29 protein-coding genes and 1 pseudogene are annotated in these 26,447 nt (G+C 57.3%); 17 read left to right on the top strand and 13 right to left on the bottom strand.

Annotated features, from left to right (window positions below; genetic code table 11):
• The first annotated feature begins 699 nt into the window (after window positions 1-699).
• From ACSQ3G_RS29235 to sigJ, 3 genes are all read left to right on the top strand, one after another.
• Window positions 700-2,136 carry an MFS transporter gene (locus tag ACSQ3G_RS29235; RefSeq protein WP_436112777.1) on the top strand — a complete coding sequence of 479 codons (1,437 nt, stop codon included), beginning with the start codon at window positions 700-702 and terminating at the stop codon, window positions 2,134-2,136.
• A 92-nt stretch (window positions 2,137-2,228) separates the two neighbouring features.
• The gene (locus tag ACSQ3G_RS29230) at window positions 2,229-2,546 is read left to right on the top strand and encodes a putative quinol monooxygenase (RefSeq protein WP_436112776.1); all 318 of its coding nucleotides are present in this window, start codon (window positions 2,229-2,231) and stop codon (window positions 2,544-2,546) included.
• Between the two features lie 58 nt (window positions 2,547-2,604).
• Window positions 2,605-3,468 (top strand): RNA polymerase sigma factor SigJ, encoded by an 864-nt coding sequence (sigJ, locus tag ACSQ3G_RS29225; RefSeq protein WP_436112775.1) that lies wholly within the window; start codon window positions 2,605-2,607, stop codon window positions 3,466-3,468.
• A 351-nt stretch (window positions 3,469-3,819) separates the two neighbouring features.
• On the opposite strand, the gene ACSQ3G_RS29220 is transcribed toward sigJ, so the two are convergent.
• The 3 genes from ACSQ3G_RS29220 to ACSQ3G_RS29210 form a co-directional block, all read right to left on the bottom strand.
• On the bottom strand, window positions 3,820-4,197 hold the full coding sequence (locus ACSQ3G_RS29220) for a LysR family transcriptional regulator (protein WP_436112774.1): 378 nt from the start codon (window positions 4,195-4,197) through the stop codon (window positions 3,820-3,822).
• Between the two features lie 171 nt (window positions 4,198-4,368).
• Entirely contained in the window at window positions 4,369-5,052 is a 684-nt protein-coding gene (locus ACSQ3G_RS29215) for a glutathione S-transferase family protein (protein WP_436112773.1), read from the bottom strand.
• Between the two features lie 21 nt (window positions 5,053-5,073).
• A complete protein-coding gene (locus ACSQ3G_RS29210) occupies window positions 5,074-5,484 on the bottom strand; it encodes a DoxX family protein (RefSeq protein ID WP_436112772.1) in 411 nt (136 codons plus the stop codon).
• Window positions 5,485-5,634: 150 nt separating this feature from the next.
• Between ACSQ3G_RS29210 and ACSQ3G_RS29205 the strand changes: the two genes are divergently transcribed.
• Window positions 5,635-6,030, top strand: a complete 396-nt coding sequence (locus ACSQ3G_RS29205; protein WP_436112771.1) for a MarR family winged helix-turn-helix transcriptional regulator — start codon at window positions 5,635-5,637, stop codon at window positions 6,028-6,030.
• Between the two features lie 1,609 nt (window positions 6,031-7,639).
• Here the strand turns inward: ACSQ3G_RS29205 and ACSQ3G_RS29200 are convergent.
• Both ACSQ3G_RS29200 and ACSQ3G_RS29195 read right to left on the bottom strand, forming a co-directional pair.
• Entirely contained in the window at window positions 7,640-7,825 is a 186-nt protein-coding gene (locus ACSQ3G_RS29200) for a hypothetical protein (protein ID WP_172746226.1), read from the bottom strand.
• A gap of 427 nt (window positions 7,826-8,252) precedes the next feature.
• Entirely contained in the window at window positions 8,253-8,561 is a 309-nt protein-coding gene (locus ACSQ3G_RS29195; protein WP_436113227.1) for a DUF4189 domain-containing protein, read from the bottom strand.
• A gap of 746 nt (window positions 8,562-9,307) precedes the next feature.
• Between ACSQ3G_RS29195 and ACSQ3G_RS29190 the strand changes: the two genes are divergently transcribed.
• The gene (locus ACSQ3G_RS29190) at window positions 9,308-9,727 is read left to right on the top strand and encodes a response regulator (RefSeq protein WP_436112770.1); all 420 of its coding nucleotides are present in this window, start codon (window positions 9,308-9,310) and stop codon (window positions 9,725-9,727) included.
• A complete protein-coding gene (locus ACSQ3G_RS29185; protein WP_105405424.1) occupies window positions 9,708-10,082 on the top strand; it encodes a response regulator transcription factor in 375 nt (124 codons plus the stop codon). The genes ACSQ3G_RS29190 and ACSQ3G_RS29185 overlap by 20 nt, the downstream gene beginning before the upstream one ends.
• A 341-nt stretch (window positions 10,083-10,423) precedes the next feature.
• On the opposite strand, the gene ACSQ3G_RS29180 is transcribed toward ACSQ3G_RS29185, so the two are convergent.
• Both ACSQ3G_RS29180 and ACSQ3G_RS29175 read right to left on the bottom strand, forming a co-directional pair.
• On the bottom strand, window positions 10,424-10,558 hold the full coding sequence (locus tag ACSQ3G_RS29180) for an I78 family peptidase inhibitor (RefSeq protein ID WP_245441356.1): 135 nt from the start codon (window positions 10,556-10,558) through the stop codon (window positions 10,424-10,426).
• Between the two features lie 10 nt (window positions 10,559-10,568).
• Window positions 10,569-10,811, bottom strand: coding sequence for a hypothetical protein (locus ACSQ3G_RS29175; protein WP_436113258.1), 243 nt, complete (start codon window positions 10,809-10,811; stop codon window positions 10,569-10,571).
• Between the two features lie 167 nt (window positions 10,812-10,978).
• Here ACSQ3G_RS29175 and ACSQ3G_RS29170 point away from each other — a divergent pair, with 167 nt between their 5' ends.
• From ACSQ3G_RS29170 to ACSQ3G_RS29150, 5 genes and pseudogenes are all read left to right on the top strand, one after another.
• Complete coding sequence (locus ACSQ3G_RS29170; protein ID WP_436112769.1) at window positions 10,979-13,315, top strand: bifunctional diguanylate cyclase/phosphodiesterase; 2,337 nt, start codon at window positions 10,979-10,981, stop codon at window positions 13,313-13,315.
• 388 nt (window positions 13,316-13,703) lie between these two features.
• Window positions 13,704-14,363 carry a transcriptional regulator gene (locus tag ACSQ3G_RS29165; protein WP_436112768.1) on the top strand — a complete coding sequence of 220 codons (660 nt, stop codon included), beginning with the start codon at window positions 13,704-13,706 and terminating at the stop codon, window positions 14,361-14,363.
• Window positions 14,364-14,496: 133 nt separating this feature from the next.
• Window positions 14,497-15,057: a hypothetical protein gene (locus tag ACSQ3G_RS29160; RefSeq protein WP_436112767.1), complete on the top strand. Its 561-nt coding sequence runs from the start codon at window positions 14,497-14,499 to the stop codon at window positions 15,055-15,057.
• Between the two features lie 955 nt (window positions 15,058-16,012).
• Window positions 16,013-17,116 carry a PAS domain S-box protein gene (locus ACSQ3G_RS29155; protein WP_436112766.1) on the top strand — a complete coding sequence of 368 codons (1,104 nt, stop codon included), beginning with the start codon at window positions 16,013-16,015 and terminating at the stop codon, window positions 17,114-17,116.
• Between the two features lie 230 nt (window positions 17,117-17,346).
• Window positions 17,347-17,721, top strand: a pseudogene (locus ACSQ3G_RS29150) (PH domain-containing protein).
• A gap of 392 nt (window positions 17,722-18,113) precedes the next feature.
• Here ACSQ3G_RS29150 and ACSQ3G_RS29145 read toward each other — a convergent pair.
• Window positions 18,114-18,473, bottom strand: coding sequence for a DUF982 domain-containing protein (locus ACSQ3G_RS29145; protein WP_172746678.1), 360 nt, complete (start codon window positions 18,471-18,473; stop codon window positions 18,114-18,116).
• Between the two features lie 34 nt (window positions 18,474-18,507).
• Window positions 18,508-18,747 carry a DUF982 domain-containing protein gene (locus ACSQ3G_RS29140; RefSeq protein ID WP_436112765.1) on the bottom strand — a complete coding sequence of 80 codons (240 nt, stop codon included), beginning with the start codon at window positions 18,745-18,747 and terminating at the stop codon, window positions 18,508-18,510.
• 515 nt (window positions 18,748-19,262) lie between these two features.
• On the opposite strand from ACSQ3G_RS29140, the gene ACSQ3G_RS29135 reads away from it, so the two are divergent.
• The 5 genes from ACSQ3G_RS29135 to ACSQ3G_RS29115 all read left to right on the top strand — a co-directional run bounded on the left by ACSQ3G_RS29135 (window position 19,263) and on the right by ACSQ3G_RS29115 (window position 22,475).
• Window positions 19,263-19,679 carry a hypothetical protein gene (locus tag ACSQ3G_RS29135; RefSeq protein WP_105439305.1) on the top strand — a complete coding sequence of 139 codons (417 nt, stop codon included), beginning with the start codon at window positions 19,263-19,265 and terminating at the stop codon, window positions 19,677-19,679.
• Window positions 19,680-19,876: 197 nt separating this feature from the next.
• Window positions 19,877-20,302 carry a hypothetical protein gene (locus tag ACSQ3G_RS29130; protein WP_436112764.1) on the top strand — a complete coding sequence of 142 codons (426 nt, stop codon included), beginning with the start codon at window positions 19,877-19,879 and terminating at the stop codon, window positions 20,300-20,302.
• A gap of 173 nt (window positions 20,303-20,475) precedes the next feature.
• Window positions 20,476-20,988 carry an invasion associated locus B family protein gene (locus tag ACSQ3G_RS29125; protein ID WP_436112763.1) on the top strand — a complete coding sequence of 171 codons (513 nt, stop codon included), beginning with the start codon at window positions 20,476-20,478 and terminating at the stop codon, window positions 20,986-20,988.
• Window positions 20,989-21,198: 210 nt separating this feature from the next.
• The gene (locus ACSQ3G_RS29120; RefSeq protein WP_105439302.1) at window positions 21,199-21,501 is read left to right on the top strand and encodes a Rho GTPase-activating protein; all 303 of its coding nucleotides are present in this window, start codon (window positions 21,199-21,201) and stop codon (window positions 21,499-21,501) included.
• Window positions 21,502-22,223: 722 nt separating this feature from the next.
• Window positions 22,224-22,475: a Smg family protein gene (locus tag ACSQ3G_RS29115; RefSeq protein WP_105439300.1), complete on the top strand. Its 252-nt coding sequence runs from the start codon at window positions 22,224-22,226 to the stop codon at window positions 22,473-22,475.
• A 45-nt stretch (window positions 22,476-22,520) separates the two neighbouring features.
• Here ACSQ3G_RS29115 and ACSQ3G_RS29110 read toward each other — a convergent pair whose 3' ends face one another.
• Window positions 22,521-22,862 (bottom strand): hypothetical protein, encoded by a 342-nt coding sequence (locus ACSQ3G_RS29110; protein ID WP_105405409.1) that lies wholly within the window; start codon window positions 22,860-22,862, stop codon window positions 22,521-22,523.
• A 615-nt stretch (window positions 22,863-23,477) separates the two neighbouring features.
• Between ACSQ3G_RS29110 and ACSQ3G_RS29105 the strand changes: the two genes are divergently transcribed.
• On the top strand, window positions 23,478-23,900 hold the full coding sequence (locus ACSQ3G_RS29105; protein WP_245440450.1) for a MarR family winged helix-turn-helix transcriptional regulator: 423 nt from the start codon (window positions 23,478-23,480) through the stop codon (window positions 23,898-23,900).
• 154 nt (window positions 23,901-24,054) lie between these two features.
• Here the strand turns inward: ACSQ3G_RS29105 and ACSQ3G_RS29100 are convergent, their stop codons facing one another.
• The 3 genes from ACSQ3G_RS29100 to ACSQ3G_RS29090 form a co-directional block, all read right to left on the bottom strand.
• Window positions 24,055-24,357 (bottom strand): hypothetical protein, encoded by a 303-nt coding sequence (locus ACSQ3G_RS29100; RefSeq protein ID WP_436112762.1) that lies wholly within the window; start codon window positions 24,355-24,357, stop codon window positions 24,055-24,057.
• Window positions 24,358-24,828: 471 nt separating this feature from the next.
• Window positions 24,829-25,035 (bottom strand): hypothetical protein, encoded by a 207-nt coding sequence (locus ACSQ3G_RS29095; protein ID WP_105405406.1) that lies wholly within the window; start codon window positions 25,033-25,035, stop codon window positions 24,829-24,831.
• A gap of 235 nt (window positions 25,036-25,270) precedes the next feature.
• Entirely contained in the window at window positions 25,271-25,573 is a 303-nt protein-coding gene (locus ACSQ3G_RS29090) for a hypothetical protein (protein WP_436112761.1), read from the bottom strand.
• Window positions 25,574-26,447 lie beyond the last annotated feature (874 nt).

Here is a 26,447-nt window from a genome sequence, read left to right as displayed (position 1 = left end):
CTTCTTCCGGTTTGAAGAGTAGTAGCATTCCGCAATTTCGCGCTACTCGATCCCCGCGAAAAGCGTTGACGAGCCGAGAGCCGGGAGTGTGGACCCTTCGGTCACCGATCCATTTTGGCGACAGCCTGCGGTCCCGCACCTTTAAGCATAAGCACCTTGAGCAACGATCGTGACCGCACGAGGGGTAAGGAGCCCGTTTCTACCAAGAGGAAGGCCCCGGGCCAACCGAACCCGATACGGGACCCTCGCCATGCCATGCTCGCAGCCAGCTCGGAATCGGTGCGGCTGAAACAGCCGATATCGGCAGTTGCAGTGGGGGCGGCAGGATCAGCAAACCGCAGGGCCTGCGCCTACCCCGATCGCATCGGGATCGCTGTTGAACACAACAACGGGTTCCGTTTCCACAGACCCGTATGGGTACGTTCTGAAGCTCTGCACGGATATCTGAACAGCATCCACTTTGGCGGACGGCTCGAACGTGCGTTGAAGCAATGTGGCTGACTGGGCGGCTGATTCCGGATCACAGAACCGAGGCTCATCTCCGGGGAGACTAACAAGGGAGTTTGGCACCGGATGGCTTACGGCCAGGTTGGCCAAAAAAATTTTCTGGGTGCGTCACAAACCTCCAAGTCCATTCGTCATGCCAGCAAAGTAACCTGTTGCTGCCTCCAGATGGATGGCAGACCCTTTGGAGGCACTATGACAGCCAACATCTCCTCTCCGCCCGTTTCCGGTGGCTGGGCACAGCTTCTCCGCGGACGAAACGGGGTCTTTTCGCTTGCACTTGCTGGTGGTGTCACCCTTCACGCAATCAACATCTACATCGTTACCACGGTCATGCCTTCGGTTGTCGCCGAGATCGGAGGACTCGACTACTACGCCTGGAGCACGACGTTTTTCGTCGTCGCCTCGATCCTCGGCTCCGCTCTCTCGGTGCGACTGCTCCGTAAAACCGGGGCTCGCGGGGCGTACGCGGCGGCAGCGATTCTTTTCGGAATAGGCACTACCTTCTGCTCTTTCGCTCCAAGCATGCCGATCCTTCTCGGTGGGCGGGTAGTACAGGGTCTGGGAGGAGGGTTCCTCTACGCGCTCGCCTACTCCGTCATCCGGGAGGTCTACCCACAGCATCTGTGGTCTCGCGCGATCGGATTGATCTCCGCCATGTGGGGCGTCTCCACTCTCATCGGCCCGGCCGTCGGCGGTGCATTCGCGGAATCGGGCGCGTGGCGCGCCGCTTTCTGGTCGCTGGTGCCAATCATCGGGATATTTGGAATGATCGCCTGGCTTGTTCTTCCTGGCCGCAAGGCTGGGGCAGAAGGTGACAGCTCGGCCTTGCCTGGCCGGCAACTCTTTCTGCTCACTGTTGCCGTGCTTAGTGTTTCGGCCGGCAGCACGAGCACCATTCTCGGCATCAACATCGCCGGGCTTCTCGTTGCCGGGCTTCTCATCGGTCTGCTTTTCAGGATAGAGCGCATCGCGAGCGTACGGCTCCTGCCGACCGGAACTCTCGCGAGTTCCAGTCCTCTCGCCGCCCTCTACGCGACGGTCGCCTTTCTCGTCATCAGCATGCAGCCGGATGTCTTTGTCCCCTATTTTCTGCAGATCCTTCACGGGCAATCGCCGCTAGCCGCCGGCTATCTTGCCGCGTTGATGGCAATGGGCTGGACAGCAGCATCGATAGTCAGCTCTGGCACGGTCGAAAACAAATCCACATCGCGCCTGCTAATCATCGGTCCGCTGACGGTCTTCATCGGCCTGCTGATCCTGTGCGCCACGCTTCCCCTGAGCAGCCAAGGGCAAATCATCATCCTGGCTCCGATTTCTTTTGGTCTTGTTCTCGTGGGCTTCGGTATCGGCTTGGTCTGGCCTCATCTGGTAACGAGTGTTTTCAAGAACGCGCCCCCGTCGGAACGGGATTTGGCCGCGGGTGGTGTGACGACCGTGCAGCTTTCCGCGACCGCGCTCGGCGTAGCCATCGCCGGTATGACCGCCAACCTGGGTGGGTTGATCGATCCGGGCGGCATAACTGGCGCCTCTTCGGCAGCAAGAGCGCTGTTCCTTGGCTTTTCGCTAGCACCGCTGATCGCCTTGCTGGTGGTCCAACGAGTCCTTCGACACGCCAGAAGCAATTGTTGATCCCACAGACAGACTAACCGCGCAGACAGAGCGTTTGGCCCATTCACCCTTTCCGTCACCCTCAGCAAAGCATGAAAACTTAGGAGAAAAGCGTGAGTAAGACAGCCCTTTTCGTAAGGCATACTGCCAAGCCTGGCAAGCGTAGCGAAGTCCAGGAAATCTGGGAAAGATACGTCCGTGATTATGTGGCGGCTAACAGCCAGCAACCGGCCTATTTCTACTGCATCGATGACAAGGATCCTGACGTTATCGTCGTGTTCCAGCTCTACGCCGATCAGACGAGTGGTCGCGACTTTACTCAACAGCCATGGTACCCGGAATATGAGCGGGAAACGGCGGCACTGCTTGCGGGACCGTCAGAGTTCCGCTCGGCGACCCCGAAGTGGATGAAAGGTCTTGCAAGTGAGTGAGCAAAGTTCGGGTCGGCGCGAGGATCTCGCGTCGGCCTGCTGCAATGAAGAACACACGATGGTCTTTGCAACCATGCGGCCCCGACTTCTGGGGATCGCATACCGGATCCTCGGCTCGCGCGCGGAGGCTGAGGACGCCGTCCAGGACACATACCTGCGCTGGCGAGCCGCGGACAAGGCAGATGTCGCTTCGCCGGGAGCCTGGTTGACGACGGTCTGTACCCGCATTTCCGTGGACCTCCTGAGAGCATCATACCGCCGCAGGGTCGACTATGTCGGCAATTGGCTCCCTGAACCACTGCACGCCGTCACTGAGAACGAGGCCGAGAGACAAATGGATCTAGCGTCTTCCCTTTCTACAGCCTTTTTGCTGATGCTGGAACGACTGAGCCCGAGAGAGCGGGCGGCTTTCCTGCTCTACGAGATCTTCGAGATGTCTTATGCCGATGTTGCGGCGTCACTCGACATGAATGAAACGAATTGCCGCAAGCTCGTCTCCCGCGCCAAGAGCCGCATCGGCGACGATCACCGACGGTACAACCCGACCGTGGAGAGGCAGGAGGAACTCCTCGCCGCGTTCCAAACGGCTGTTCGAACGGGGCACCCGACACCCCTGGCTCACCTTCTGTCAAGAGACGTCCGGCTCACAGCGGATGGTGGCGGCAAGGTTGTGACCCTCAATGAGATATTGATCGGGCAAGACGTCCTATCCTTTGTTACGGACAATCTCAGTCAATGGTGGTCTTCGTATGAGCTCGCTGTCGAAGACATCAACGGTTCACCGGGGCTGATCCTTCTAGATGCTGGGAAGCCCGTTGGCGCACTGACGTTTGCTTACAACGCTGATGGCGAGGTCACCGATATCTTCGTGGTACGCAATCCGGAAAAGCTCTCAAATCTGTCCCTAACAAAGGTTCACTAGGAGCTAGGTCGAACGTTTCGACGAAGGGAGAAGCGGTTTTAGCAGCGGTCCCACGCATGCAATTGGTTCCCATCGCGGCCAAAGTTGCGCGGCGGACTCTAGTCGGACCGCGTTGGAGACGCAGTTGGGCAAGCCTGGGGGGCAGGGCGTTGTTTGCGTCTTTAAGGGCAGGATCGGGGCGCGGCAGCGTGACGTCCTGAAAATCAAGCCGCAAGCTGACAAGACATTGTTCTTCGACAAGGATACGGGCAAGCGTCTTCGCCAATGAAGGCGCGTCACCGTGAGTGTTATCGCGGCGGCCGGTAGAATTTCTTTGCCATCTCCATGAAGCGCAATGCCGTCGCTGTCCGATCATCCCGAAATGGCAACCACGTAGGGCTCACGCAGCAGCAAAGCGGTCTCAAGGTCCTCTTCGTCGAAGACGGGGCGAAGGAAGGCGATCTGAATCCTGCCCGCTCGAAGAGCCTCGACCTGATCGGCCGATATCATCTCATGGAGGATGATGTTGACCTCCGGAAAAAGCCGCGCAAATTCTGACGTCAGTGTGGGCAGAACGTTCAGCGCCGCAGCATCAGCAAAACCGATCGTCAGCCTTCCGACACGGCCCTGTGCTGCTCTTTTCGCCATATCCACGGCGAGAGTCAGCTGTTTGAGCGCGACGCTACCTTCTTCAAGTAGACTTTGGCCGGCGTCAGTCAACGCGACACGTCGACGGGTGCGGTCGAACAACTGGACATCCAACTCGTGTTCCAGTTATTACCTGCCAGGATCATTGGAATCTTTCGGATTGACCGGAACCGCCAACACCGGACATTCCGGCTGCCACGAAACTCCCTATTCTGCGATGTCGCTAAAGTCAGGAAGACAAGCGTCGTTTTAATTGGGACTTTTGCGAATTCGTCAGGCGGTGGCTTTCAGCAGCCATGCGTCATGGTTCTTCAGGAAGGTCTTGAGGCGATCAGCGTAATCATGTGTGACGGCCTCGCGGACGCTTTGGCGCGCTGCCAGTGCCTTTCGCCATGCCGTCACGCGGGGCAGCGCGTCGAACGCGCCGGTCGGCGCGATGGTGTCGAACACATCGAAATAGCGGAAGATCGGCGCAAAGACCGCATCGACCAGACTGAACGCCGAGCCGGCGAAGAATGGACCGTCGCCCAGCTCGGCTTCGACACGGCCGAACTTGTCGATCAGGGCGTTGCGCTTGGCCTCGTAGTTTTCGGAATCCTTGGCGGTCTCGAAGCCCCAGAGGTCCGAGAGGATCGATGAGCCGAATTCGATCCAGCCACGATGCCTCGCCCGCGTCAGCGGATCGGTGGGATGGAGGCGCGCGCCGGGCTGCGTTTCTTCAAGATACTCACAGATCACGGCGCTTTCGAACAGCACGATGTCCGTGCCACCGTCCTGTTTGACGATCAGCAGGGGCACCTTGCCGAGCGGGGAAATGGCAAGGAACCAGTCCGGCTTTGCGGCCAGATGGACATAGCGGCGCGTGAACGGCACGCCCTTCTCCGTCAGGGCGATCGCGGCCCGCTGCACGTAGGGGCAGAGGTGATGGCTGATGAGGGTCAGCTTTACGTTGGACATGGTGAAATCTCCTTGGGCAGATCAGCGAAGGGAGGGGGAGGGGCGGAGTGCATGGCGGCCGTCGCCAAGCAGAAATTGCGCGATAGACAGGACGATGAGGTAGAGTGGATATTCCCAACCGCCGTTCGGCGCGTTGAACACCCACCCATTGCCGCCATGCGCCCAGATGATCGCGCCGAGAAGTGCCGGGATCAGGGCCACGGCCACCCAACGCGCATAGATGCCGAGAACCAGCATCGTGCCGCCCACGGCTTCGGCGGCAAAGGTCCCATAAGCCAGCCATCCGGGCAGGCCGATGGACTCGAAATAGCCCGCCGTACCGGCAAGGCCGAAGGTGAACAGCTTGAGCGCGATGGAATGGGCGAGATACATCACGCCGAGGCTGACGCGCAGCAGCGTTACCCCGTAGTCCGTTAATTGCTCTTGGGTCATGAAAAACGATCTCCGATTATAGATGTACTTGCATCTATATGAGGGCTTGCCTTGTCCGTCAAGATACATGTATCTGCATTTATGTCCGATTGTTCAGATACCAAAGCACAGCAGCCCTCTCCCGCCATCACGCGGGCTTGGGTGCGTCTCATGCGCGCCCAGCAGCTCGTGCTTGGCGCGATCGAGCAGGATTTAAAGGCGGCCGATCTTCCCTCGCTTGGCTGGTATGACGTGCTGCTGGAGCTGTCGCGGGCCGAGGGTGGTCGCTTGCGGCCCTACGAGATCGAGGAGCGCACCCTCTTGGCGCAGCACAATCTTTCCCGGCTTCTCGACCGAATAGACAAGGCCGGTCTTGTTCAGCGCGAGGTGTTTTCCGAGGATGGACGGGGTCGATGGGTCATCATCACCGAGGACGGCCGGGCCATGCAGGCGCGCATGTGGAACGTCTATGCGGCGGCGATTCAGCGACATCTAGGCGACAAGCTGGACGACGCCCAAGCCGATCAACTGGCCGAACTGTTGGCCGCATTGTCGCGAAATTCCTAACATTCGAGTCAATATCGCCGCCGCTGAATTTTAGGGGGAATCTCTGTCGCGAAATTCATTCGCAAAAGCCAGAGCTTCGCGAGTGAATCATTGGTTGTCAGTCGCCGGTTCACATCCGTCCTGCCGAACCAAGATCTTGCTCTGCATAGACAATCTGTCACCAAGCGAAAATAGGAATAGCGGGGCCGTCGGTTCAGATCCCATCAAGGCGGACATCGCTGGCTTTCGCAATATGGCCTGCCGAGGAAACAGAAGATCAGTCCATTGGATAGCGGCTTCGTGCCCCGCCTCCGCCATTAATCACCCTGTCTTTCATTTTGCCGTCTTCTCCGTCCTGGGGGCTACAACCACATCACCTCGGCATTTTGCAATGCTGTGAGGGGAGGACGGCAACTACCTTGTTCTGACCCCATTCTAGCAACTCTTATCCGCGCACGCCGCCGTCCGATGGATTCCTTCTGGTGTTTGGCCTTTTTCCCCGCCGGTTGCGTTCATTTTGTCCGGCCTGATAGCGTTCGCCTATTTTATCGCGCATGGCTCGGGTGGCTTCTTCCCGGTTCTCAACCATGGCGAACCCGCTATGTTGTATTGCATCGTCTTTCTCTACATATTCGCGGCCGGGCCCGGGATCTGGAGCTTGAACGCCCTCAGGGGTTCAAAGACAACGGCCGCGGTCGTGGCATGATTTTAATAGACGCGTGATGCCGAAGGTCGGTGTGGTCATCATGTCGGGCTTCGAAATCTACTTTAGCGGGATCCCGAGGACGGCCATGAGGTTCTATTCGGCCGTTCTCATTCGCCCGCTCTACTCTGGTTATCTCCACCCGGCGGCCCGTATCTCCTTGCCAGCTGTTCATGCCTTCCGACGTTGATTCCGGCAGCGATGACGAGGCAACTTCATCGCCGAGCGGGATCCTCAGGGTGGCAAGTGCCTCAAAGGGCAGATGTAGGATGCCATGGCTAGGTTGTCGTTCTCCGCGAATAATCTGGAAGGGGCGGTCGTCACGTTGAAGGCGTGATGGGCATCGCAACAGGCTGGGCCTTCGTGATGGAATACGTGCCGGTGGTTCGGCCCCAGCACCCGATCCTGAGGTGCGCCCTTTTATAACCACCGCTCGCTAAACGAGGAATCGGCGGTTTCCTTATCTCGACGTTCGTCGGGATTGAGCCGCAAGCGTTGGCCTTTTACGCTCACTCCAGCGGGCAGGCGACACGATAGCTGCGCCAGGAATGGGCGGCAGTTGCTCGGCCTGCTTCGCTCTATAGACACGAAATAGGAGCCGGCGACGACGGCGCCTAGCAGGACTATCCCACCAGCACCAATCCCCGCTCGGCGACCAGCAATTCTTGAGTTGGTTGTCATGCCGCCGAACGTAGTTCGCCAGCAATGTCCCGGCTAGATCACCTAAAGTAGCAACGTCTATAGCTACCTTTCGGATGCCCATCGCTCTTAGTTGAACGCCAACCACGACGCTCCTGAGACTAGACAGCCGAGTACGTCCGTCTGGCGGACGCAAAACAGGAATTCGTGCTGACTGGGCGGTGTCGGGTACATCCTGATCTCCTCCCGGAAATCAAATCGACACGGGTCTCCAAATTTTCCGCAAGCCTAGTGCAGCCGTGCGGATATCGTGGCAGCGATGGCTTCCTTGAGTTCGCCGACAATCTCTTCGTAGTCGGCGATCCGTTTACAGGGTGCTGGCTCGGTCTGCCTGGCTCTCATATCCTTGATGACGTCGGTGAACATCCGGACCTGTTGCTCAAGGTCGATGCTGTCGCTCACTGATATACGCACGATGCTATTCCCCGGCTAGTTCTCCCCCAGCCGCCGAGCATAGAACCAGCATTGCTCGCAATGCACAAATCAGCTTTTCGGAGTAAGCCTCGGTCCGAGACCAACTTAGCCTAAGCAGGCTCATCTACTTCAGCGCGAAATAGATGAGGGCAATTCCCAGAATGATCGAACCGCACATGAGAGCGGGCGCATAGACGAAATCCATGATCGGGCCTCCGGTGTTGCCGCCCTACCTAGAGCAGCTTGCCAAGGCATCCACCCCTAAGATGAGACCAAAACACAACGGTCCTACGTTAGAGGCTCGTTAGTCAGACTGAAGTCCGACGCCGGAACATGCGAGAAGCAGAGGGGTTTATCTGGCGAGTACGCGAAGCCATAGCGTCCCTGGCACCATTCAAACGGCTTCGTCAGATGGTGTGTCTCCCCTTCAAACCCGTCGCCTCACGGGCGGCGGGTTAAGCAGGTTCAAACGATAAAGTGACAGTCCGCCGGTTGAAGCCAGCGGGCTTGCTCCATCAATGGCAGTCAGAGACGATGAGCACTCGGGGCATTCGGCCTTCGCAGCCTTCTGCGCTGCTGCTTCTGTGCTACCTATGCCCGTCGCGTAGCTCGCCTTGTTGCCTATATAGGCGCCGCACTGTTCGAAGGTCGGCATGACCTCGCACGTCGCACTACCGACGGCCTCGCATTCCTTCATTGCATTCGAAGATGCCGCATCCGTTGGTGCGTCCGCGATTGACCTGAGCTAGGTCAGCGCCGCTCAGAGGTATGAGCAGGCTAGGGTCCGGTCTTTCTTTCCGTGCAAGAAAATTGGCCAATGTCCTCCAAGGTGTATGTGCCGAGCTCGGTTTGTCCCCTCGTTGCCGGGTCCCAATCGTAGACAACGACCACCTTGTACTTCCCTCCACGCAGGAGACGAACGACTGAGTGCTCCAGCTTCCGCATGTCATCGAAGTAAGCTTCGGCGTCTGGAGGTTCCGCGGATTGCGGCGTGACCCAGCACCGGATTGCAAAACGCCCCTGGACCATACCAGCCCCACTTTTCAGATGCCAACACGCTATCGCATAGCAATCTGGATCTATCTAGAAGTGCCTGCAATTACCTCGGCGCGTTTCCTGCGCCGTGCGCGAGGCTGCTTGCATCCGACCGTTCAAAAAGTCGAGGGGAGGGAATCAACGTTGAGAAACTGGAGTTCAACATCGATGTCCAACCAGGCTGACGCTCATCTGAGTTTTGACCTCCACCCGAAGCAGCGGCAGCGCCTGCCGACGTCGAGCACCTTAAACAGCCGCGCTTAGCGCTCCATTGCCACATCGGTATCCGCAGCGACGGGGCCGATAGGACCTCGGCAAGCGGCCAGACTTCTCCTTTGGTCCGTTCAACTGAGTGCGGCCCTAATCAGACTGGAAAATGCTGTAGGCAGGAACTAATCGTCCTGTGAAGACTTCTTCGTTGGCCTCAACGGCCGAAGAGGGGATGCAATGGCGCCTGATGACGTGAGCGCGACAGAAATTGAAGCGTGCGGCGCTCCTCGCGTTCTAATCGCTGAAGACGAGATCTTGGTTCGGCTCGATCTTGCCCAGAGCATTCGTGATTTGGGTTGGGAAGTTGTGGAAGTATCTTCGGCTGACGAAGCCATTGAGCTGCTGCGCCATCCTCTGCATTTCGATCTCCTGGTGACCGGCATCCAGATGCCGGGCCAGAAGGACGGGCTGGATCTCGCCCGCCATGTGCGCGAGCAATTTCCCGACATGAAGATCGCGATCGTCTCTGGCGCAGCATATCTGGTTGAGCAATCTCAGGACCTCTGCCACCTTGTCATGAGCAAGCCTGCTTCGGATGCCGTTCAACGGCTGTTAGAGTTGATGAAAGCTACCGGTGATGGACCACAGCATCGCTGAAACAATCTTGCTGGTCGATAGCAATACGCCCCAGCGGACAGCGGTCGCGCAATATCTGCGCGAGTGTGGCTACCGCGTTCTTGAGGCAACGGGTGCCGATGAGGCCCGACAAGCGATCGCACATCACAAAGTGGATATCGTTGTGACGGACGTTGGCCTCAAGGACGACAGCGGATTCGCGGTGTCATCTTTCGTTCGCAAACAACAACCGGAGGTCAAGATTATCTTGACGCACACGGTAGAGAAGATCGCGGCTGTTGCCGGCGATCTATGCGAAGACGGGCCGCTTGACCATCCCTATCATCCCCAACTGTTAGTGGAACGGATTAAGCGCCTGGGCCGAAAAGGTGACTAGCGGATCGGTATCTGTTCATCGGAGTGGGATTTCCTGGTTGACCTCAGGATGCTGCACCGCCTGGCCCGCATCGAAAGTCTCAGCCTAAATTCTCACAACGCGTAGCTTTGGTTTCAGCGCCACCTCACGCCAGCGTCGAGCCATTCAGTTGAAGGACATTCCTAGCTTAATAGTCCTATCGTAGAGTTTTCATCGGAATGGCTCGTTCCGGTTGCACCATCAACGGCCGTGATTTTAGCTGCCGGTGCGGGAACAGAGGCCGACCATTCCGTTCGACGGACGTGTGCTCGGCTACAGCCAGCTAAAAGCAAATCGCGCGGGTGCAGATGGAGGAATATCGCCTAGCCACAAGTCGCCCTGACGATCCGGCCCGTTGCTGGATCCGTCTCGATGGTCACGCGGTTCCCCCTGAAATCGTGAGTGACCATTTGGTCCGGCCTGATCTGACGGACAATGGTTGCACCCGTCAACCGCATAACTTCCTGATCAGTTAGCCTTGGCTTCCCCGCAAGTGCCTGAGCCGCAGTGGGCGCGCAGATTCGTTGGGGCGACGCCGACGATACAGTCCTGCCGTTGCATGAGAACAGGACGGGAAGCAATCCAATGAAAAGAACGCTGAAAACCTGATGCGGTGTATTCATTAAACGGTTCCTGGTTGGCATTGAACGAGAAGATATCGCAGCAGCCGCGAAAATTGTTGGCCCCGGCGCCAAAACTGTGGCGGAGCACTCTCTCATCCGTTTCGCGACAGACCTTGGGCCCTCTCTCCGTCAAGTTCCCGAGGCTGTGATGCAAGGCCTTTGGTAGGGAGTCTCGACTATCAATCCTTAAAATTTTACCGACTTCTCTAACTCAGGGGTCAGACGGGCATGAAAGGATGTCAGCCGGAGGTCCTGATGTCCCAACTGGTTTCCTGTATCACTGAGCAACACAACTGGCTGCTTTTGCTTGTTGCAATCTGCGTCTGCACCGCCGGCAACCTGGCAGGGGTCTTCATGTTGTCGCGCGCTCGGCAGTGCGTCAAGGCGCACCGGAACCTATGGCTTGCCGTCGCCGGGACTGTGTTTGGCGGAACCATCTGGGCAACCCATTTCATCGCCATGCTTTCATACAGTATTCCCGTTTCCTACCGGTTGGTGGAGACAGGCTTGTCGATCGTCGCAGCGATTGCGGTCTCTTGTCTTGCGACTTTTGCGTCCCTCTGCGGCCGAGGTCGGCAAGGTGCCGTCGCTGCCGGGGTTTTTCTCGGACTGGCTATCGCAACAATGCACACCATCGGGCTCAGCGCTATCAGTACCTCTGCCATTATTGAAGGCGACCTGGGGACCGAGGTGGCTGCATGGATGTTGGGCGGCGCGTTTGGAGTCGGTGCGATGCTGGTTCTTGCTCATCGGATGACTGGCGGTCGGCTGATCCTCGCAGCGCTGCTGATCGTCGGCGCGGTCTGCAGCCATCACTTCGTTTCGATGAGTGGCTTTGATATTGTGCCGTTGTATTCAGACGCGGCTCGTACACTGACATTCATCGACCGGGTGGGCATTGCGGTCGGCGTCTGTATCGTCTCCAGTCTGTTGATCGCTACAGGCGTTGCGGCACTATTCTTCGATCGGCACCTGACGGATGTCAAAGGGCTTGCCAACGCGACGTTCGAGGCAGTCGTATTGACACGGGCCGGGCGGATTGTTCATGCCAACGAGAGATTTGCAGCACTCATCGGGAAGGCGGTCGCCGAACTCAAGTCGTCGGTTCTGTCTGATTTTCTGGTTGACCGGCAAGGGCCGCAAGGTGTCCTGAAGTCGCCAAAGGGCCCGGTTCCTGTCGAGATCGTCGAGGGCATTATAGAATACCGCGGCCGCGAAACGTCGGTACTCGGTCTGCGAGACATCAGCGAGCGGCTGGAGGCCAACCGGCAACTGGTCCATCTTGCCTCCCATGATCCGCTGACCAGCCTTTTGAACCGGCGTTCGTTCGCCAGTTGGTCTGAGGAAGCTATCGCCGAAGCTGCGGCTGGGGGAAATGAAGTCTCGCTGCTGACATTTGATCTTGATCGCTTCAAGGCGATCAATGATGTCCATGGCCACGCCGAGGGGGACTTGATCTTGCAACAGGTTGCCGATGTTCTCAACGCTTCGTTCGACGACCGCGCGATCGTGGGGAGGATGGGTGGAGATGAATTTTCTGTCCTGTTGCCGGGATGTCAGGCATCTGCGGCCCGGCAAGCTGCCGCGGCATTTTTCGCAAACTTCAAATCGCTGTTTGATGCGCACGAAAAGGCAGGGGCGTTAGGCGTGAGCATCGGTATCGCGACGTTCCCGGAACATGGACTTGAACTCAAGCAGTTGCAGAATAATGCAGATGCCGCCCTGTACCGTGCGAAATCCGAAGGGAAGGGGAGGATATGCGGGTTCGACCGTTTTCTTGACCAGCAACTGCGTACGCGGCGGAGGCTGGAAGAAGAGCTGCGCAGCGCCGCCCAGGCCGGCGAACTGTTCCTGCTCTACCAGCCAATCGTCGAAACGGCGTCGGGTGAGCCGCAAGGCTATGAAGCACTGTTGCGATGGCGCCATCCAACTTACGGCGTCCTATCCCCGGCGGTGTTCATCGAAGCTGCGGAGGAGAGCGGCAGCATCGTCGAGATTGGGAAGTGGGTCCTCGAAGAGGCTTGCCACCAGGCGGCGTCTTGGGACGACAGGCTCTTCGTCGCCGTCAATGTCTCGACGCGACAACTAATTTCTCCCGATTTAATCGAACACGTGACGACCGCCCTTGAAACAAGCGGTCTTGCGCCAGAAAGACTTGAGCTGGAGATTACCGAGACGGGGCTGCTCGAGGATCGTGCCAACGTCACGCAATGCCTTACCACGCTTGCCTTCATCGGCGTTAAGCTCGTGATGGATGACTTCGGCAGCGGTTACTCGTCGATAACCAACCTCCGCCGCTACCCGTTCCACAAGGTGAAGATCGATCGCAGCTATGTCGCAGCGCTCGATGATGACCCGGTCGCCGAGGTCATCATCGATTGTACGTTGGCGCTCGGGAAGAGCCTAGGCCTCACCATTGTCGTCGAAGGTATCGAAACGGAAGCACAACGCCGTCGCGTCGCTGAAAAGATTCCGGATCAAATGCAAGGTTTTGTTTTCGGTCGCCCGGACGCCATGCAGGGCCGGACCTCGGTGTCAGAACACGAGCCGCGCCCAAAACAGGCACAGCGACCGGTGTTTACGCTTCGCTAACCATGATTCGCTACCCTATGGTTCTCGATGCGGTCTCCTCCCTACGCGTCGATGAGAAAACTTGGGCCGTGAGACTATGTCTCCGGCCCTTTTTCGTGTCATGGGAAGTTCCTAACTCGACGTCCCGTCCTGCGGTTGAATTTCCGGGCGGGGGCGAGGTCGATCCTGTGTTCACAGTCACGCGTGAATTTTCGGAGGCGGCGCGAAGCCGGGCACAACTTTTCCAGGCCTGACGCCGTAGCACCTCGCGGACTGGAAGGCGATGCGGCTTGCTAGGAACAGAGCCCTCGGGACTGGACCGCCGGGGCGATAGGGGTTATCTGCAGGGCTTGTTGCGATGCTGAAAACGTCGCCGAAACATCACCGCAGATACCCAAGGCCTCTCAAAGTGAAAAAAGTCCAGCGCAGCTTTGCCGTCGAGTACAGATCGGGTCGGCGAAAACTCAATCCCAATCCGAACTCGATCTGGGGAGACATGGATCTCAAGTCCGTTGCGCAGGATCTGCAGGACGAGGCAATGCCGTTCCTGCCGGAAACTTCCCAGGTTCACAGCACCGGAATGTCTTTCGCCGGAGAACAACGGGCGGCGGCGTTGTTGACACCGCCGATCGAGCAGGAGACAAATGCATCGGCTTTACAGGAGACCATAATGGCCGACGAAAACAATACGATGACTGATGCTGACACGCCGACGGTTGCGGCGCCTGCACCGAAGAAGGAGCGCAAACCTCGCGCCAAAAAGGCGGCCGCTGAGACGGCCTCAGCCGCAGTTTCGGTGCAACCGGCAGCGGCTTCGAATGCCGCAGCGGTCAAGCCGAAGAGAGGGCGCAAGGCAAAGTCCGACGAAGGTGCGACGATCGCCAAACGTGCGCCTGTCAAACGTGCTCCGAAGGCCGAGCAGGCAGCGACCGCTCCGTCGGTGGCGGCCGTTGACGAGTTTGCGGATCTCCTGCAGCTGGAAGAAGAAAACCAAAGACTGCGCAAGCAGCTGGCCGCGAAGCTGCGCGCTGAAAATGCCGATCTGCGAAAGCGGCTCAACCTCGGTTGATCGGCAGCCGTCGGTCAAGCGCGGGCCCCATTCTCAAGGCTATATCGAGACGAATATCCTGGCGGCGGCTAGTCCTGCCGCCAACGCTTTTGCTCGCAGCCTGCATGCGAGGTAGAATACGAGGTCGAATAAAATGGCGTCTCCCTGGAAACTTCTTGCCCGGCTTGTGTCACCGCGACGTCAGCAGCGCCAGGAACACGGCCCGACCGATGACGTGAAGCCGGACGTATTGGCCATCGCCAAACCGACTGAAACGGTCGCCGACAACGGATTGAACGCCGCGGATGCTCCGGTCGACGAAAAGCCGGTCGCTTACGAACAATCGGAGGCGGTGTCAGCGGACCCGGATCATTCCGAAGAAACGGCAAGCGGTGTTCACGGCACGGCAGATATCGAAGACGCCAGGGCTGCGGAGCCGGCTGATCCGGCCTTGTCCGATGACGCCGGTACGGCCGCACACGACGCACCAAAACCCTCCCAGACTGCAGAAGGTGCAACGCGAAAGCGCAGCACGCGGGGCAAGAAAGCGGCAGGGGGTGAAGCCGTTCCGCCACCCTCTCCAGGCGTTCCCGCCGTTTCTGACGATGCAATCCGCCTTGATGAAGAGATCAGGCTGCTGCGGGACCAGCTGGCGCGCAAGCTTCAGCTGCAAAATGCGCAACTGAAGAGGATGCTGGAGCGGTTCGAACGCTGAACGCGCCGTTTGTCCATCGCACCGAATAGCCGATCGAAATTGGCCCAGCCTGGATGTGGTCGGGGTTGCTGGCGCATCGGGTAAGGCCGTAGGACAACATGCCGGCTTAGCGGCGCGCAATCATCTCTAAGGATTTCGAAGCAATCTCGTCCAAGCCAATCGAGAGGTGCATCGAAGTTGTGTTGACTGGCTTAACCCGCGCCCCAAAAGCGAGCTGAAGGAGGTCAAAAGAGCTTGCTGCTGAACCATGAGCCATCAGAAGTAGCGACCTCGTGGTCTGTTCGTCAGTTTGAAGGAGCTGGTGTAGTTGGTGCCAAAGCTGCTGGCGGTGTTGTACCAGCTGACGCAGGTGGTGTAGCTGGCGGGCTGGGGTTGGTAGCGGGTTGATCGAAATCTGACCGGAATATCAGCACGGCTACAATGACCACCAAAACGACGACGAAGCCAATTATTGTGTTTCGATTCATGAGTAATCCTCCCAAAACCAAGGGTCGGCTTTGGGAGAGGTAGGCCAGACAAACGGGCTTGTCCACTCCGAGGCCGCCTCTGGTGGGCCATAGGATCCGGCACGTCTCATGAAGAGACCGGGTCGGCGCAGGCTGCAATCAAGGCTGAAGAATTGTTCTCGGGGCACCGCCAACCGGCGCCCATCAATCGCGCGAGAGTCGCGCCTCGAACCTCTCCGCCGATGACCCGGGGCCGATACGCTGCCAACTGCAGAAGCAATTGCCCCGGACGTTGCAGCACCGGATATGCCAGTCGTTAGTCTTGGAAGTTTGTTCATCGGGCCGTCGTCCAGGAATGGGAGCCGGCCGCACCGTAGGACGTCACATGATTTTGCAACAGTTGGGCCACACAAAAGACTTTATTTCTCGACGTGGGGAGCTAAGGTTCCAACCGGGGTAGGGCCTTTCCGCTCAAAACTTTTGACGACATCTTGGATACGCAGACGCCGATGGCAGACAAACATGATCGCAGTGATGGCGGGGCAACTGACCGTCGCTCCAAGCAATCTGAGGCCGAGGCAGTGGCACATCAACAGACACACGACGCCGCCGCGTTCCTGGCGGCAATCATCGAGTCCTCCGAGGATGCCATCATAAGTAAATCCCTTCAGGGGGTCATCACCACCTGGAACCGGGGTGCGGAGCGGCTTTTTGGATACAGCGCCGCTGAAGCTGTCGGGAAGCCGATTACTATTCTCATACCTGAGGAGCGGCTTGACGAGGAGCCGTCGATCCTGGCGCGTATCCACGCCGGAGAGCGCGTCGACCATTTCGAGACAATCAGGCGTCGTAAGGATGGCACCTTTTTCGATATTTCGCTGACGATCTCGCCAATCCGCAACAACGACGGCAGGATTATCGGAGCCTCGAAAATTGCCCGTGACATTTCGGACCGAAAGCGCGCAGCGGAACGCCAGGATCTTCTCCTTCGGGAGATGCATCATCGGGTCAAGAACCTTTTTGCAATCACCGGGAGCATCATCACGTTGGCAGCGCGCACGGCGCAGACGCCGAGCGAGCTCGCCTCTTCAATGAAAGACCGTCTTGTCGCGCTCTCGCAAGCACACGAGATGACACTGCCGAGCTTTACAGGCGACGAAGCATTTCAAGAGCGGTCCACGACCCTATTCCAGCTGTTGTCCAGCCTGCTTTCCCCGTACGATGAGGGTGAGAGAGGTCGGTGGCGCTTTCATGGTGAAGACGCACCGATCAGCGCCGAGAGGGTGACAAACCTTGCCCTGCTCTTTCACGAATACGCCACCAACGCGGTGAAGTACGGATCCCTGTCCAATGCGGAAGGGCGATTGGACGTGACGCTCAATGCATTCGATGAAAGATTCGAGATTTCGTGGCTTGAGTCTGGTGGAGGACCTTCCAGCAAAGCGGAAACGAAAGATGCGGGATTCGGCACGAGGCTGGAGCAGATGATCATCCGCAGCCTCAATGCAGACGTTTCCAGAGATTGGCAGCCGCACGGCCTCCTGATCAAACTGTCAATGCCCCGCGCCGCATTCGCAGCGCCAGCTGAGGCTCAAGGTGTGCCGAGTCCGTAACCCATGATCGTGGTTGATCGCCGCGAAGCGGAGACGCCGGCCGAAATGGTGCGGGGCTGAGTCGATGAAAAGCTCCCACGTTTTTCAAGGGAGCCTCCGAAAGGACCGTCAGTGCCGGAAGAAATTGCATTTTTCTTCGAGGCTCATTTTCTTTTAGTCGCCCCTCCATCTGCGCTTGCCGTCGAGACGCTTCACTCCTGCCGTCCATGAAGAAATGAGGGGTTGGTGACATGGGTATCTCTCATGGCCTTTTTGGGCATGGATCGGCGCTAGATCCCAACGACCTGAAGCGCCGCCTAGACGGTGTTCTGATCGAGGGAGAAACACCGCAACTGGCCAAAGGTGATTCGAGATTTCTTCGTCTTCACTCAGTCCCAGATCATCCTCGTCGACATCCAGGGCATCACCGGCAGCAAGGTCGACACACGTCCATCCCATATAAGGCCATCACCCGCTTCGCGGTTGAAACGGCTGGGACGTTCGATCTTGATTCCGAGCTCAAGATCTGGGTTTCCGGCTCCAGCACGCCTATCGCCAAGACGCTCAAAAAGGGAACCGACGTGCGCGGCATTCAAAGGGAGTTGGCGACAGGAGTGCTGCGGTAGACCGGCCAAGGTCCAGTCCTAGTGTAAGTCGGATCCCGGAGCCTGACTCCCAGGGCCATTGCCGCGCGTTGCCGGCGGAATCAAAATCTAAAGCCTTGATTGGGAGCTTCTGGTAGAGGCCGGCATTCAATGCGGAAGTAGACGTAGATGTCACCCCCAAACCGGCACCTAGGGAAATGACTTTGCGCCCGACAACATCATGAGCAACTGACGCTCCCCCCTTATGCCATGTTGAAAGAGATCGATCAGATCTCGAGCTATCCGGTTGGCCGCCGCGCTTCCCTTCTCTAAGCGCCTTCGTTCGCACAATTGATCGAATACCTTTTGGAGCATTTCCAGGTCTTCGGGATCGAGAATAGACGCCGACTGAGAATGGTTCTGGAGCATCGTCTTTAGTCACATGCAAGATCGAGAGCGGTTGAAGGGGACCCCACGATAGAGACGGTAGCAACGGGTGCCTTGCCGAATAATTCGGGATCGCCAGGCTGATCAGAACACCGCTCATGCCGGTCATCGACCAGCGCGCCAGCTTCGATCACTGCAGCGACAAATGCCAGTCGAGCCTTCGCCAGTCTTTCTCGGCCAGCTTGTGCGGCATAGCAGGCGTCCATTGCGATGAGGCGGTAATTTCCAGTCCTTACTGGCCATCGATCGAACAGAGCGACCAGCGCCTCGTCAACGCCGCTCACGGAATGCACCATATTATCATCGGTCCGATAGTAGACGCACAAGCCCCACAGCGCAGTCTCCATTGTTACCCCCTTGTCCCAATCTTGCTCCATTTTATCACGTGATTTGTGCCTCCTTCAGCGCCAGGCCGAAGCAGGCCCTGGCGTCTTCGATCGACAGACGGCCATCCATGGCTGCGAGCATTGCCAGTTGGGCCTTCGCGAACTGCGAACCCTTCACCACGGGCCAGCACACATTCTGACCGTCCCGCGAATTCATGAAACCATATGCTTCAAATGGGCCGCGAATGACGATCCCACAGGCGAAAAATGGAGGGTCCCAGAATACTGTTCTCATGAAATGCCCCTTCCCGGAATGGAAAGGTAGTCAGATTTTTCGCATCTGACAAAGCGGAAATGTCGTATCCATCCGTTCATCGGCAAAAGAAGGGGAGTGACATGCAAGGGGAGCCGTCCGGAACCCCGAGGAAATCAGGCGAAAATAAGGATCTCTGTCCACCCAATCACAATCACGTGTTTACGTTCTGGACGTCGTCGCACAAAGACTTGCCAAATGAACACCAGTAAATACTTTCCTGCGATTTTCCTTTGGGACAGATCCAGAACAGTGAGCAAGCTGAGCTTACACCCAAGGAGGGTCATCTGCGTGGTCGCGAGCTATATGACTGGCGAAATGTCTCAACTTCCTGCGCCAGCCTCGGCTCGAAACTCAGGCTCAGCCATCTGCTGCTTAGAGCTGAGAGAAGATGTTTCTGACAACCGCAGACGATCAAACTTTTGTGATCAATGTTAGGTTGATCCGAAAGGCTATTTTTATATCATGCCATGATCAAATACGTGGGGAGAACAGCTATGCTAGCTTTCGGAGATGGTGGACGCTCTTCGTTCCGTCCGTCCAAGATCCTATGGCTTTGGTCGCTGGTCGGCGCGTCGGTACTGACGATGATCGTTGGCTTCACATGGGGTGGCTGGACAACATCGGCGAGCGTGCGAGAGATGAAAATGGTCGCAGCGCGGGATGCGCGGGCCGATCTGGTCGCCGACATTTGCGTCCACGACTTCATAAGCGCGAGCAATGCCGAGCAAAACCTGCAGGCCCTCAAAGCTACATCGTCCTGGGAACGCGAGAATTTCATCAAGGAGGGAGGCTGGACAAAGGTCGCCGGGATCGAGGGGCCTGTTATCAATGCGGCAAACAACTGCGCGGAACAACTGATGAAAATGAATGAGCTTCCGCAACAAGCCACATCGGCAGTGACGGACAGTTAACCTTCGAGTGGATGTGATGAGATGTCCAGTCGAACCAGGCCCGCCTGAAATGACTTCGGGCGGGCCTAACGGGATCGATGTCGCGGCAGGCTGCGCAGTGGCCTGTTTGTTGGGTTCGTGGAGCGACGCACCACTTCAATGCTCGAATTTTTTACACAATTCCCGTCTCCGTCAGGAGCCGACGCGAGGAGCTACGATTGCAAACCGAGGATTTTGAGGAAACAGCGGCCGACATCCACTCTGCGCCATACAATCCGAAGCCGTTTCACAAGCACATGATGAGCCCCTCCAGCGAAGCGACGCTTCGAGTCAATTCGATCACCATCAATGGGATTTGGTGCGAGGTTGTAAAGGCTGACCAGCAGTCGCTGCTGGGCACCGTCGCATTCATCGGCCGCGGCGATCCCCTTTTGTGCAATCGAGACCCGAGCGAATTCACCGATACAACAGCAGGGGCGGAGATCACGCTCAGGGCCGTGACCGATGGGCGCGGACTGCGAAAGACGGATGTCCTGTCGTGGAGAATCAACCGGCATCCGTCGGCAAACCTCTCACAAAATATCGCTTCAGATTTATGTAACATTGACTTAGCTGCGCGGGCCACTGACGTGCCTGCCGAGTAGCGGGCCGCCAAAGTCTCCGACGTTATTCGATGGCTTCGATTGGGATCCGTCAGTCCACGAAAGCGTATTTGGTCTAGTCCCCCGACACTGCCACTGCAGCGCCAGATTTAGGTGGAGCGCCGTCCACGGCCGACTTGGCCTCAACCTCTATTTAATCCAGCCATGGAGATGAGATGTCCCTCAAAACATTCGCGCTCGCCGTTTTTGCCCTCGCTGCAATCGGTCCAGCATCGGCAAATGCGCGGCCCGGCTCCGCGCCTACGATGATCAAAAAGTTTGGAGCTTGGGGTCTCTATTCGTATTCAACAGATGGTCGGAAACACTGCTATGCACTCTCCACGCCACAGGAGGCTCGGCCGGCAAATGTCGATCACGGCAACAACTATATCCTGGTGGCCCCAGACCCAAGGGCCGGCAGCTACTATCCGCAAGCTGTGATGGGCTATGACATTCTCGGCGGCTCAGAGATAACGGTGGCGGTCGATGGCAGAAATTTTTCGATGACGTCGAAAGGGAATTCCGCCTGGACGAAGAACGCGATCGACGACGCGGCACTGGTTGCGGCGATGAAATCCGGCAGCTCAATGACGTTGAGCGCGATCTCGAAACGAGGCACGCGAACGAATTACAAGTACGCACTCGCGGGCATAACAGCGGCGCTTACAGCAGCTGCAAAGTGTAGCTGAACTCGATCGACTACCGATCACGAGGCGACATTTCAGCGTGATCTACTCGATGCCAATCGAGAAATCGACCGATCCCGCCCCCTCACGGCGCGATAACACTCCTGTGTCCGCCTCTATCTTTTTACGTTTATCATGTCATGATATATTTTGCTGAGCGATCAAAAAGAATCGCGGGTGAAAGCTAGCTTAAAAAAGCCGGGGAGGGTGCAGATGAAGGATATTGCAGAAGTTGCCAAGTTGACGCTGCTACTTGAGCGAATCCTAAGGGAACGCGGGCTTCTAGATCAGGAACAGTTCGATGTCTCGGAGCTACCAATTGATCTGCAAAAGAGGATGGGCCGCCTCATCGAGAACGCCTCCGAGCTGCAGGGTCTCTTGAGGATTGGCCACGCTGCTCGTCTTGGTGAAGCACTTTCTCCGCCCGTTCTTGAGGCAACCCGCGTCATGGTTCAGGAAGTGTGCGAGGCATTGTTGGACCGTGATAAAATTCAGATTGAAAGCACGGTGCATTAGTGGGGGATGGCTATGTCGATGTCATCCCCCGCACGGGGTTCTGTGCAGGCTGGTTTGCTTGCCGCTGTTTTTTCAATCGTGACTTTCTCATATGCCGTTGCTGGCGAAACGTCGAACTGCGCGGACGCCGCCAAGAGCGCGATGGTTCGAACCCCTGGGCAGATTTTGTCAGTCAGATCCGGGAGTGGTCGGTGTGTCGTTGTTCTTCTCATGCACCGTGAAGGGCAACGGCCGAAGAGGGTGGTTCTAGATCTCACGAACGAAATGAGTTCCTCCCACGGTGCTAAGCCGAAGCAACCCGCCCTGGGTCAAATCCGGGCAATGAGCGATTGAGGCATTGCATCTTCATCAGGAGTGACGAAGCTTGTTGAACGGGGCCTTCGAATTTTACTTTTCAAAAAGTGGAGGTACTTGGACCCGGCTAATGGGCGGTGCAGCCTTGCTGGTTCTTGCCTTGATGCTGATATGGGCAGGCAGCGCGGAGGCCGCGCCACCAAGCCACCCGCAGAGACCACCTGCGTTGAAGGCTAAACAGGCCACCTATATTACCGACGTGACAGGCAAGCGCGTTCGAATCGTTGGTCCACGCTTCTATCCAAACCCCACGAAAAGCCTAGCATTTCCCGGTCGCGGCGCAAGCCCGCCGGACCGGCAAAACCCCTAGCGACAGTAGGCGCAGCGTGTTGAGGGGGTCGGCGCGAAAGCACAAGGAGGTGTAATTGATGAATCGACGCGAAGAAACAAGAGCGGCAGTCATAAACTATCTCAGATCTATCCATGCGACGCCCGCCGCGCCCGTCAACCTGCACCAGCTGACAGTCGCCCTGGCTAAGGCGAACTTTACTCAGGAGGAGATCGTAAGAGCATTGTTCTGGCTGGAAGCGGATCGCGTCCTGGAGCTGATGCAAGGCAATCTTGTCCGTGTCATGCATTTCATGACAGTCGATGAAGATGCGCCGGCTTTGACGCGCTGATGATTTAACGTTCACGGGCCTCGCCTGGCCCAGTAAGATCAATTTCTAGTTCTGTTCGAGAACCATGACTTGCTCGATTTGCGCCGACCATCGCTTCCCTTTCTGAGTTACAAAGAAAAAGGTCGCAGGCTTGGTCCTCCGTATCCAGCGGAAGAGACGGGTCGGCTGCCTTACACTGTCAACAGCGCCGGCCGCGACAAGAGTTGCGACGGCATCGGCAATCGCGTCATCGGCAGCTCTCACGTGAGCGGACAGCTCGGCCCAGGTGAACGGAGCGGTGCAGTAGATCTCTCCACGGTGGAAAACTTGCATTCTCCGATCGCGATGTCCGCGACCGATTACTCCGAGCAGTTGCTTCTCGACCCCGTTGAGTTCCGAAATTGCCACCGCAACCTCCTCTCTTGTCGGCGTCTCATCAGGGTTTAACCCCACCGTTCTCATAGTCGAGTTAGGTCGGGCACCATCGGGCAAAGCGAGCCCACTTTGTCCCCCGCCTCCGCCGACGTCACTTGAACGAGAGTGTACCGAAGTTTTTGTCACCCCGGAAACCATCGCTTATCCCGTGGGTTAGATGTCATGAAGCGCCATCGATGCCCTATTGCCAAGTTGACCGATGAACGAGCGGCTTTTTTTCGAGTGAAGCCAGATCGTGTAAGGGCCACTTGATAGGAGCAGATTTTGACGTAGCGGTCGAATTCAGCGTCGGACACCCTGGATTGACGGGCCACGCAGCTCACATCACACCCGCACTCATTGAGCGCGGGTAGCAGTTCTACTCCGCAGCCGGCTGAAACACTTCCTACTTTCAAAAGCCCCCTCTTACCGTCGCCGCCAAGACAATCTATGATTCGCGCGCGCGACAGCGGACATCGTGCTCGAGGCGGACCATGCACAATCCGCCGCGCGCACGCGAACCGTCCTCCCCAACGCGGACACCGAAATTATATATCATGGCGTGATTCAATAAAAGGTTTTTGAATGCCGAGTGCAGAAGAAGTTGACTTGAAAAAGGAACTGCCCCCTGACTTGTACGGCGCGCTCGCCGGGTTCCGGCTCGCACTGCGTCGTTTCCTGGCACTCAGCGAAGCAGCACTTGCGGAGGCCGAGGTCACATCACAGCAATACCAGGCAATGCTGGTGATCAAGACGGCGGTCGGCGGTCGCATCATGATGAGGGAACTGTCAGAGCAGATGTTGATGCACCCTCACGGTGCAGTACAGCTGGTTGACCGCCTCTCATTGGCTGGTCTGGCAAACCGAACGCCCTCCGAAAATGACAGACGAAGCGTCTTGATCGGACTGACGCCCAGAGGGGAGGGCCTCCTTGAGGCGCTTGCAAGAATCCACGTCCAAGGCTTGTTGGCCAATCAGCCCTTGCTGGTCGAATCGCTGTCGAAACTGCGCGACCTGGGTGAGATAGATTAGCGTCAGGCGGCGAACTCCGGGATATAGGCTTGGTCAGAAAGGCAGGATCTGATCCTTGACAACCGGGATATGGGCCGTGGCCAGCGTGAGGGGTGCAAGCCACAAAGCGGCGATGATACTCCCGAGCAGCCAGAAGATCGTGTCGAAGTTCATGCTATAGCGTTGTTTCTGCCGTCGTGACGGGGCCGGACTTTGCGAGAGATTCCACGTCACGCCCGCAAAGAAGATGGCGCTCAGAAGGCTCCCGAAAAATGGCGACGACGTAGAACGTCATCGTGACGACTCCGGCAGCGAATTTTATGCCGAAGGGATCAGCGCCCTGGCTCAAAACCGCGACACCCGTTGCCCCAACGAATATGCATACAGGCGCCAACGGCCACCAGAGAACAAGCCAGCCAAAGGCATCCTCCATACCTCGTGCGGCCGCTTTCAATGCCATCGAAACACGATTGGTCACGCCAGCATCCTCGCAACTTCCTGCGGTTCACCACTGCAGCCCGCTAAAGAGGGCTATGCGCCCGCCACGTATTTTACATCATCCGATGTCATGGTTTAAGGAGGTTTGCGTTCAAATGCCCGCGATGTCGGGGCTTTAGGCGGGTTGGTCCATCGAAGGCCGTTGGCCGAGAGTGACGAAGGGCCGACATCGTTGAACGTCACATCGAGTTTAATAACGGGGCTCGGCACCTCGTCGGCCGGCTTGCACCATAGGGGCAAGTATCGCTTGTCGATGATGCACATTCCGCGGTGTCCCCAGAACAGCTGGAGAGTTCGGGCATCTTGGGCGGACCTGGATTCCGGACGTCGCAGATCGAGCCGTTGTCGGTCGTGACAATGGAAGGAAATCGGATATCAGGCACTCCTCATCTGAGGTATTCCTCTTAGAACGAAGGGTCGATGACGCATGCGTCGGATGGTGAACGCAAAATCAGACGTCGGAGGGGTTAAGAGCGCCCCGAGGCGGCCCCATCGATTTTTCCAAACCGAAAAGACCGCCGCGCTCGCGGTCGGCGATCATCTCTTTCAGTTGCCGGATCTGGTTTGGATAATATTCGTCCCCAGTACGGCGCCATTTCTTCTCCAGACTGCGAACTGCGCTGTGCAGCACCCGCAGTTCATCGTCGATGTTTGACATGATCGGCCTCCACATCCAGAACCTAAGTCAACGGCCAAAAAATGCCACCCCTTCGCCAGTCGCCTTTGAGAGTAAAGCAGCACAAAGGAAACGACGTAGATCGTATTGCTGAGGTTGATGGTCTCGCTCACGGGTTGTCTGCGATGGCATTTGGTCGACAGCCAAGAAAACTGTTGACATCGTGGTGGAGAGAATACGTTCTATGGGGTGAGCCGCCGAGAAGGTTGCCGCAATCCTACAGGAGATCTTTGCCTCCGGGTCCCACGAACTCGATACGCAAACCCTGAGCCTGCGCGCCTTTGACAAATCTATCCGCGCTCAGAACATCGACGCTGATCCTTCCGCCCAAACAGTAACCGAATGGCTGAGCTAATTCCTTGCGAACCCACGCATCGGCTCGTGCCGACCGGATCGAAATCTCCCATTGATCATCTTGTTTCCGATCGAGCGCGAAATCGCAGTTGCTGTGGTCCGCCGGGCATACCGCTCCCGCAAGCAGCGGTTCGTTATTCCGTGAACGATGGAAATCGGTGGGCATTCGTACGCTCCTGCATGTTTCTAGGTGACCATCATGGCCGTCCTGGTTGAAACGAGGTCACTATTCGTGATGACGTCTTTAGCTGTAGCGACATTATTCTGCGGGCTTCGGAGCATTGCTATCGTTTGCCTGCTCTTTTTGCGCCTGTTCTGCGAAATATCTCTTCCCCAAAGATTCCGATATATAACCGCTGACAGCCGAGGCTTCTGACGGCGTGTCGCACTGCTTGGGCGAGCCGAACGAGCGCGAACAACAACCAATCTGTGCCGATGATTGATAAGATGCAAATGAAACTTATTGGCCGTTACCAACAACATTTCTGCTTTGTGTTAATCGTTGGAGGTCGCGATAGCCCCGGCATTGCCTGAATTTCACTCCAACCGGTCGTGCTACGTGAAACGCAGCATGTACGAAGACCCGCAGCCGTCGCTGCTTTGATCCGTTGCGCGCGATAGACTTTGTTCGGAAAGGGCAGCTATGCGAAAACCAGTGCACTTTGGCGCCGAATGCGATCATGACAAGGTAACCTATCAACATCAGCAACAGACCGCGGTCCTAGGCTCAGGACCTATTTAAATCGCTTTGTGTGGCGTACTGCCTTTGATTAATTGAGATCGAAAGGAGGCCGCCGCAATCAGTGATCTGATGTTGTTGTCAGAGGCGCAAATGCGCCGGATCACGCCGTATTTTCCGCTGCCCCATGGCGTTCCGCGCGTTGATGACCGGCCCGCTCACCCTTAGCAGGAGGCGTCCCGTAAGGGTAGACGGGATGACGATCTCCTTGGGCCGAGAATGCAGGTGCCACTTCCTCGGTCGTCAAGCAAATGCCTCCCAGCCTGCACAGGCGGGGAGTATGCCGGGATACGCCGTCTGC

Source organism: Neorhizobium tomejilense (genome assembly GCF_964254135.1).
In the GTDB taxonomy this organism is placed as follows: Bacteria; Pseudomonadota; Alphaproteobacteria; order Rhizobiales; family Rhizobiaceae; genus Neorhizobium; species Neorhizobium tomejilense.
This window is presented reverse-complemented; position numbering and strand designations above follow the sequence as displayed.

What these genes read in the sequence shown, in the direction of transcription:
- ACSQ3G_RS29140 (WP_436112765.1), bottom strand. Translation starts at nt 18,747, where the DNA reads ATGAGAACAGTATTCTGGGACCCTCCATTTTTCGCCTGTGGGATCGTC.
- ACSQ3G_RS29215 (WP_436112773.1), bottom strand. Translation starts at nt 5,052, where the DNA reads ATGTCCAACGTAAAGCTGACCCTCATCAGCCATCACCTCTGCCCCTAC.
- ACSQ3G_RS29235 (WP_436112777.1), top strand. Translation starts at nt 700, where the DNA reads ATGACAGCCAACATCTCCTCTCCGCCCGTTTCCGGTGGCTGGGCACAG.
- ACSQ3G_RS29155 (WP_436112766.1), top strand. Translation starts at nt 16,013, where the DNA reads ATGGCAGACAAACATGATCGCAGTGATGGCGGGGCAACTGACCGTCGC.
- ACSQ3G_RS29205 (WP_436112771.1), top strand. Translation starts at nt 5,635, where the DNA reads ATGCGCGCCCAGCAGCTCGTGCTTGGCGCGATCGAGCAGGATTTAAAG.
- ACSQ3G_RS29125 (WP_436112763.1), top strand. Translation starts at nt 20,476, where the DNA reads ATGTCCCTCAAAACATTCGCGCTCGCCGTTTTTGCCCTCGCTGCAATC.
- ACSQ3G_RS29135 (WP_105439305.1), top strand. Translation starts at nt 19,263, where the DNA reads ATGCTAGCTTTCGGAGATGGTGGACGCTCTTCGTTCCGTCCGTCCAAG.
- ACSQ3G_RS29190 (WP_436112770.1), top strand. Translation starts at nt 9,308, where the DNA reads ATGGCGCCTGATGACGTGAGCGCGACAGAAATTGAAGCGTGCGGCGCT.
- ACSQ3G_RS29120 (WP_105439302.1), top strand. Translation starts at nt 21,199, where the DNA reads ATGAAGGATATTGCAGAAGTTGCCAAGTTGACGCTGCTACTTGAGCGA.
- ACSQ3G_RS29115 (WP_105439300.1), top strand. Translation starts at nt 22,224, where the DNA reads ATGAATCGACGCGAAGAAACAAGAGCGGCAGTCATAAACTATCTCAGA.
- ACSQ3G_RS29160 (WP_436112767.1), top strand. Translation starts at nt 14,497, where the DNA reads ATGGCGTCTCCCTGGAAACTTCTTGCCCGGCTTGTGTCACCGCGACGT.
- ACSQ3G_RS29095 (WP_105405406.1), bottom strand. Translation starts at nt 25,035, where the DNA reads ATGTCAAACATCGACGATGAACTGCGGGTGCTGCACAGCGCAGTTCGC.
- ACSQ3G_RS29210 (WP_436112772.1), bottom strand. Translation starts at nt 5,484, where the DNA reads ATGACCCAAGAGCAATTAACGGACTACGGGGTAACGCTGCTGCGCGTC.
- ACSQ3G_RS29185 (WP_105405424.1), top strand. Translation starts at nt 9,708, where the DNA reads ATGGACCACAGCATCGCTGAAACAATCTTGCTGGTCGATAGCAATACG.
- ACSQ3G_RS29145 (WP_172746678.1), bottom strand. Translation starts at nt 18,473, where the DNA reads ATGGAGACTGCGCTGTGGGGCTTGTGCGTCTACTATCGGACCGATGAT.
- ACSQ3G_RS29170 (WP_436112769.1), top strand. Translation starts at nt 10,979, where the DNA reads ATGTCCCAACTGGTTTCCTGTATCACTGAGCAACACAACTGGCTGCTT.
- ACSQ3G_RS29090 (WP_436112761.1), bottom strand. Translation starts at nt 25,573, where the DNA reads ATGCCCACCGATTTCCATCGTTCACGGAATAACGAACCGCTGCTTGCG.
- ACSQ3G_RS29180 (WP_245441356.1), bottom strand. Translation starts at nt 10,558, where the DNA reads ATGCGGTTGACGGGTGCAACCATTGTCCGTCAGATCAGGCCGGACCAA.
- sigJ (WP_436112775.1), top strand. Translation starts at nt 2,605, where the DNA reads ATGGTCTTTGCAACCATGCGGCCCCGACTTCTGGGGATCGCATACCGG.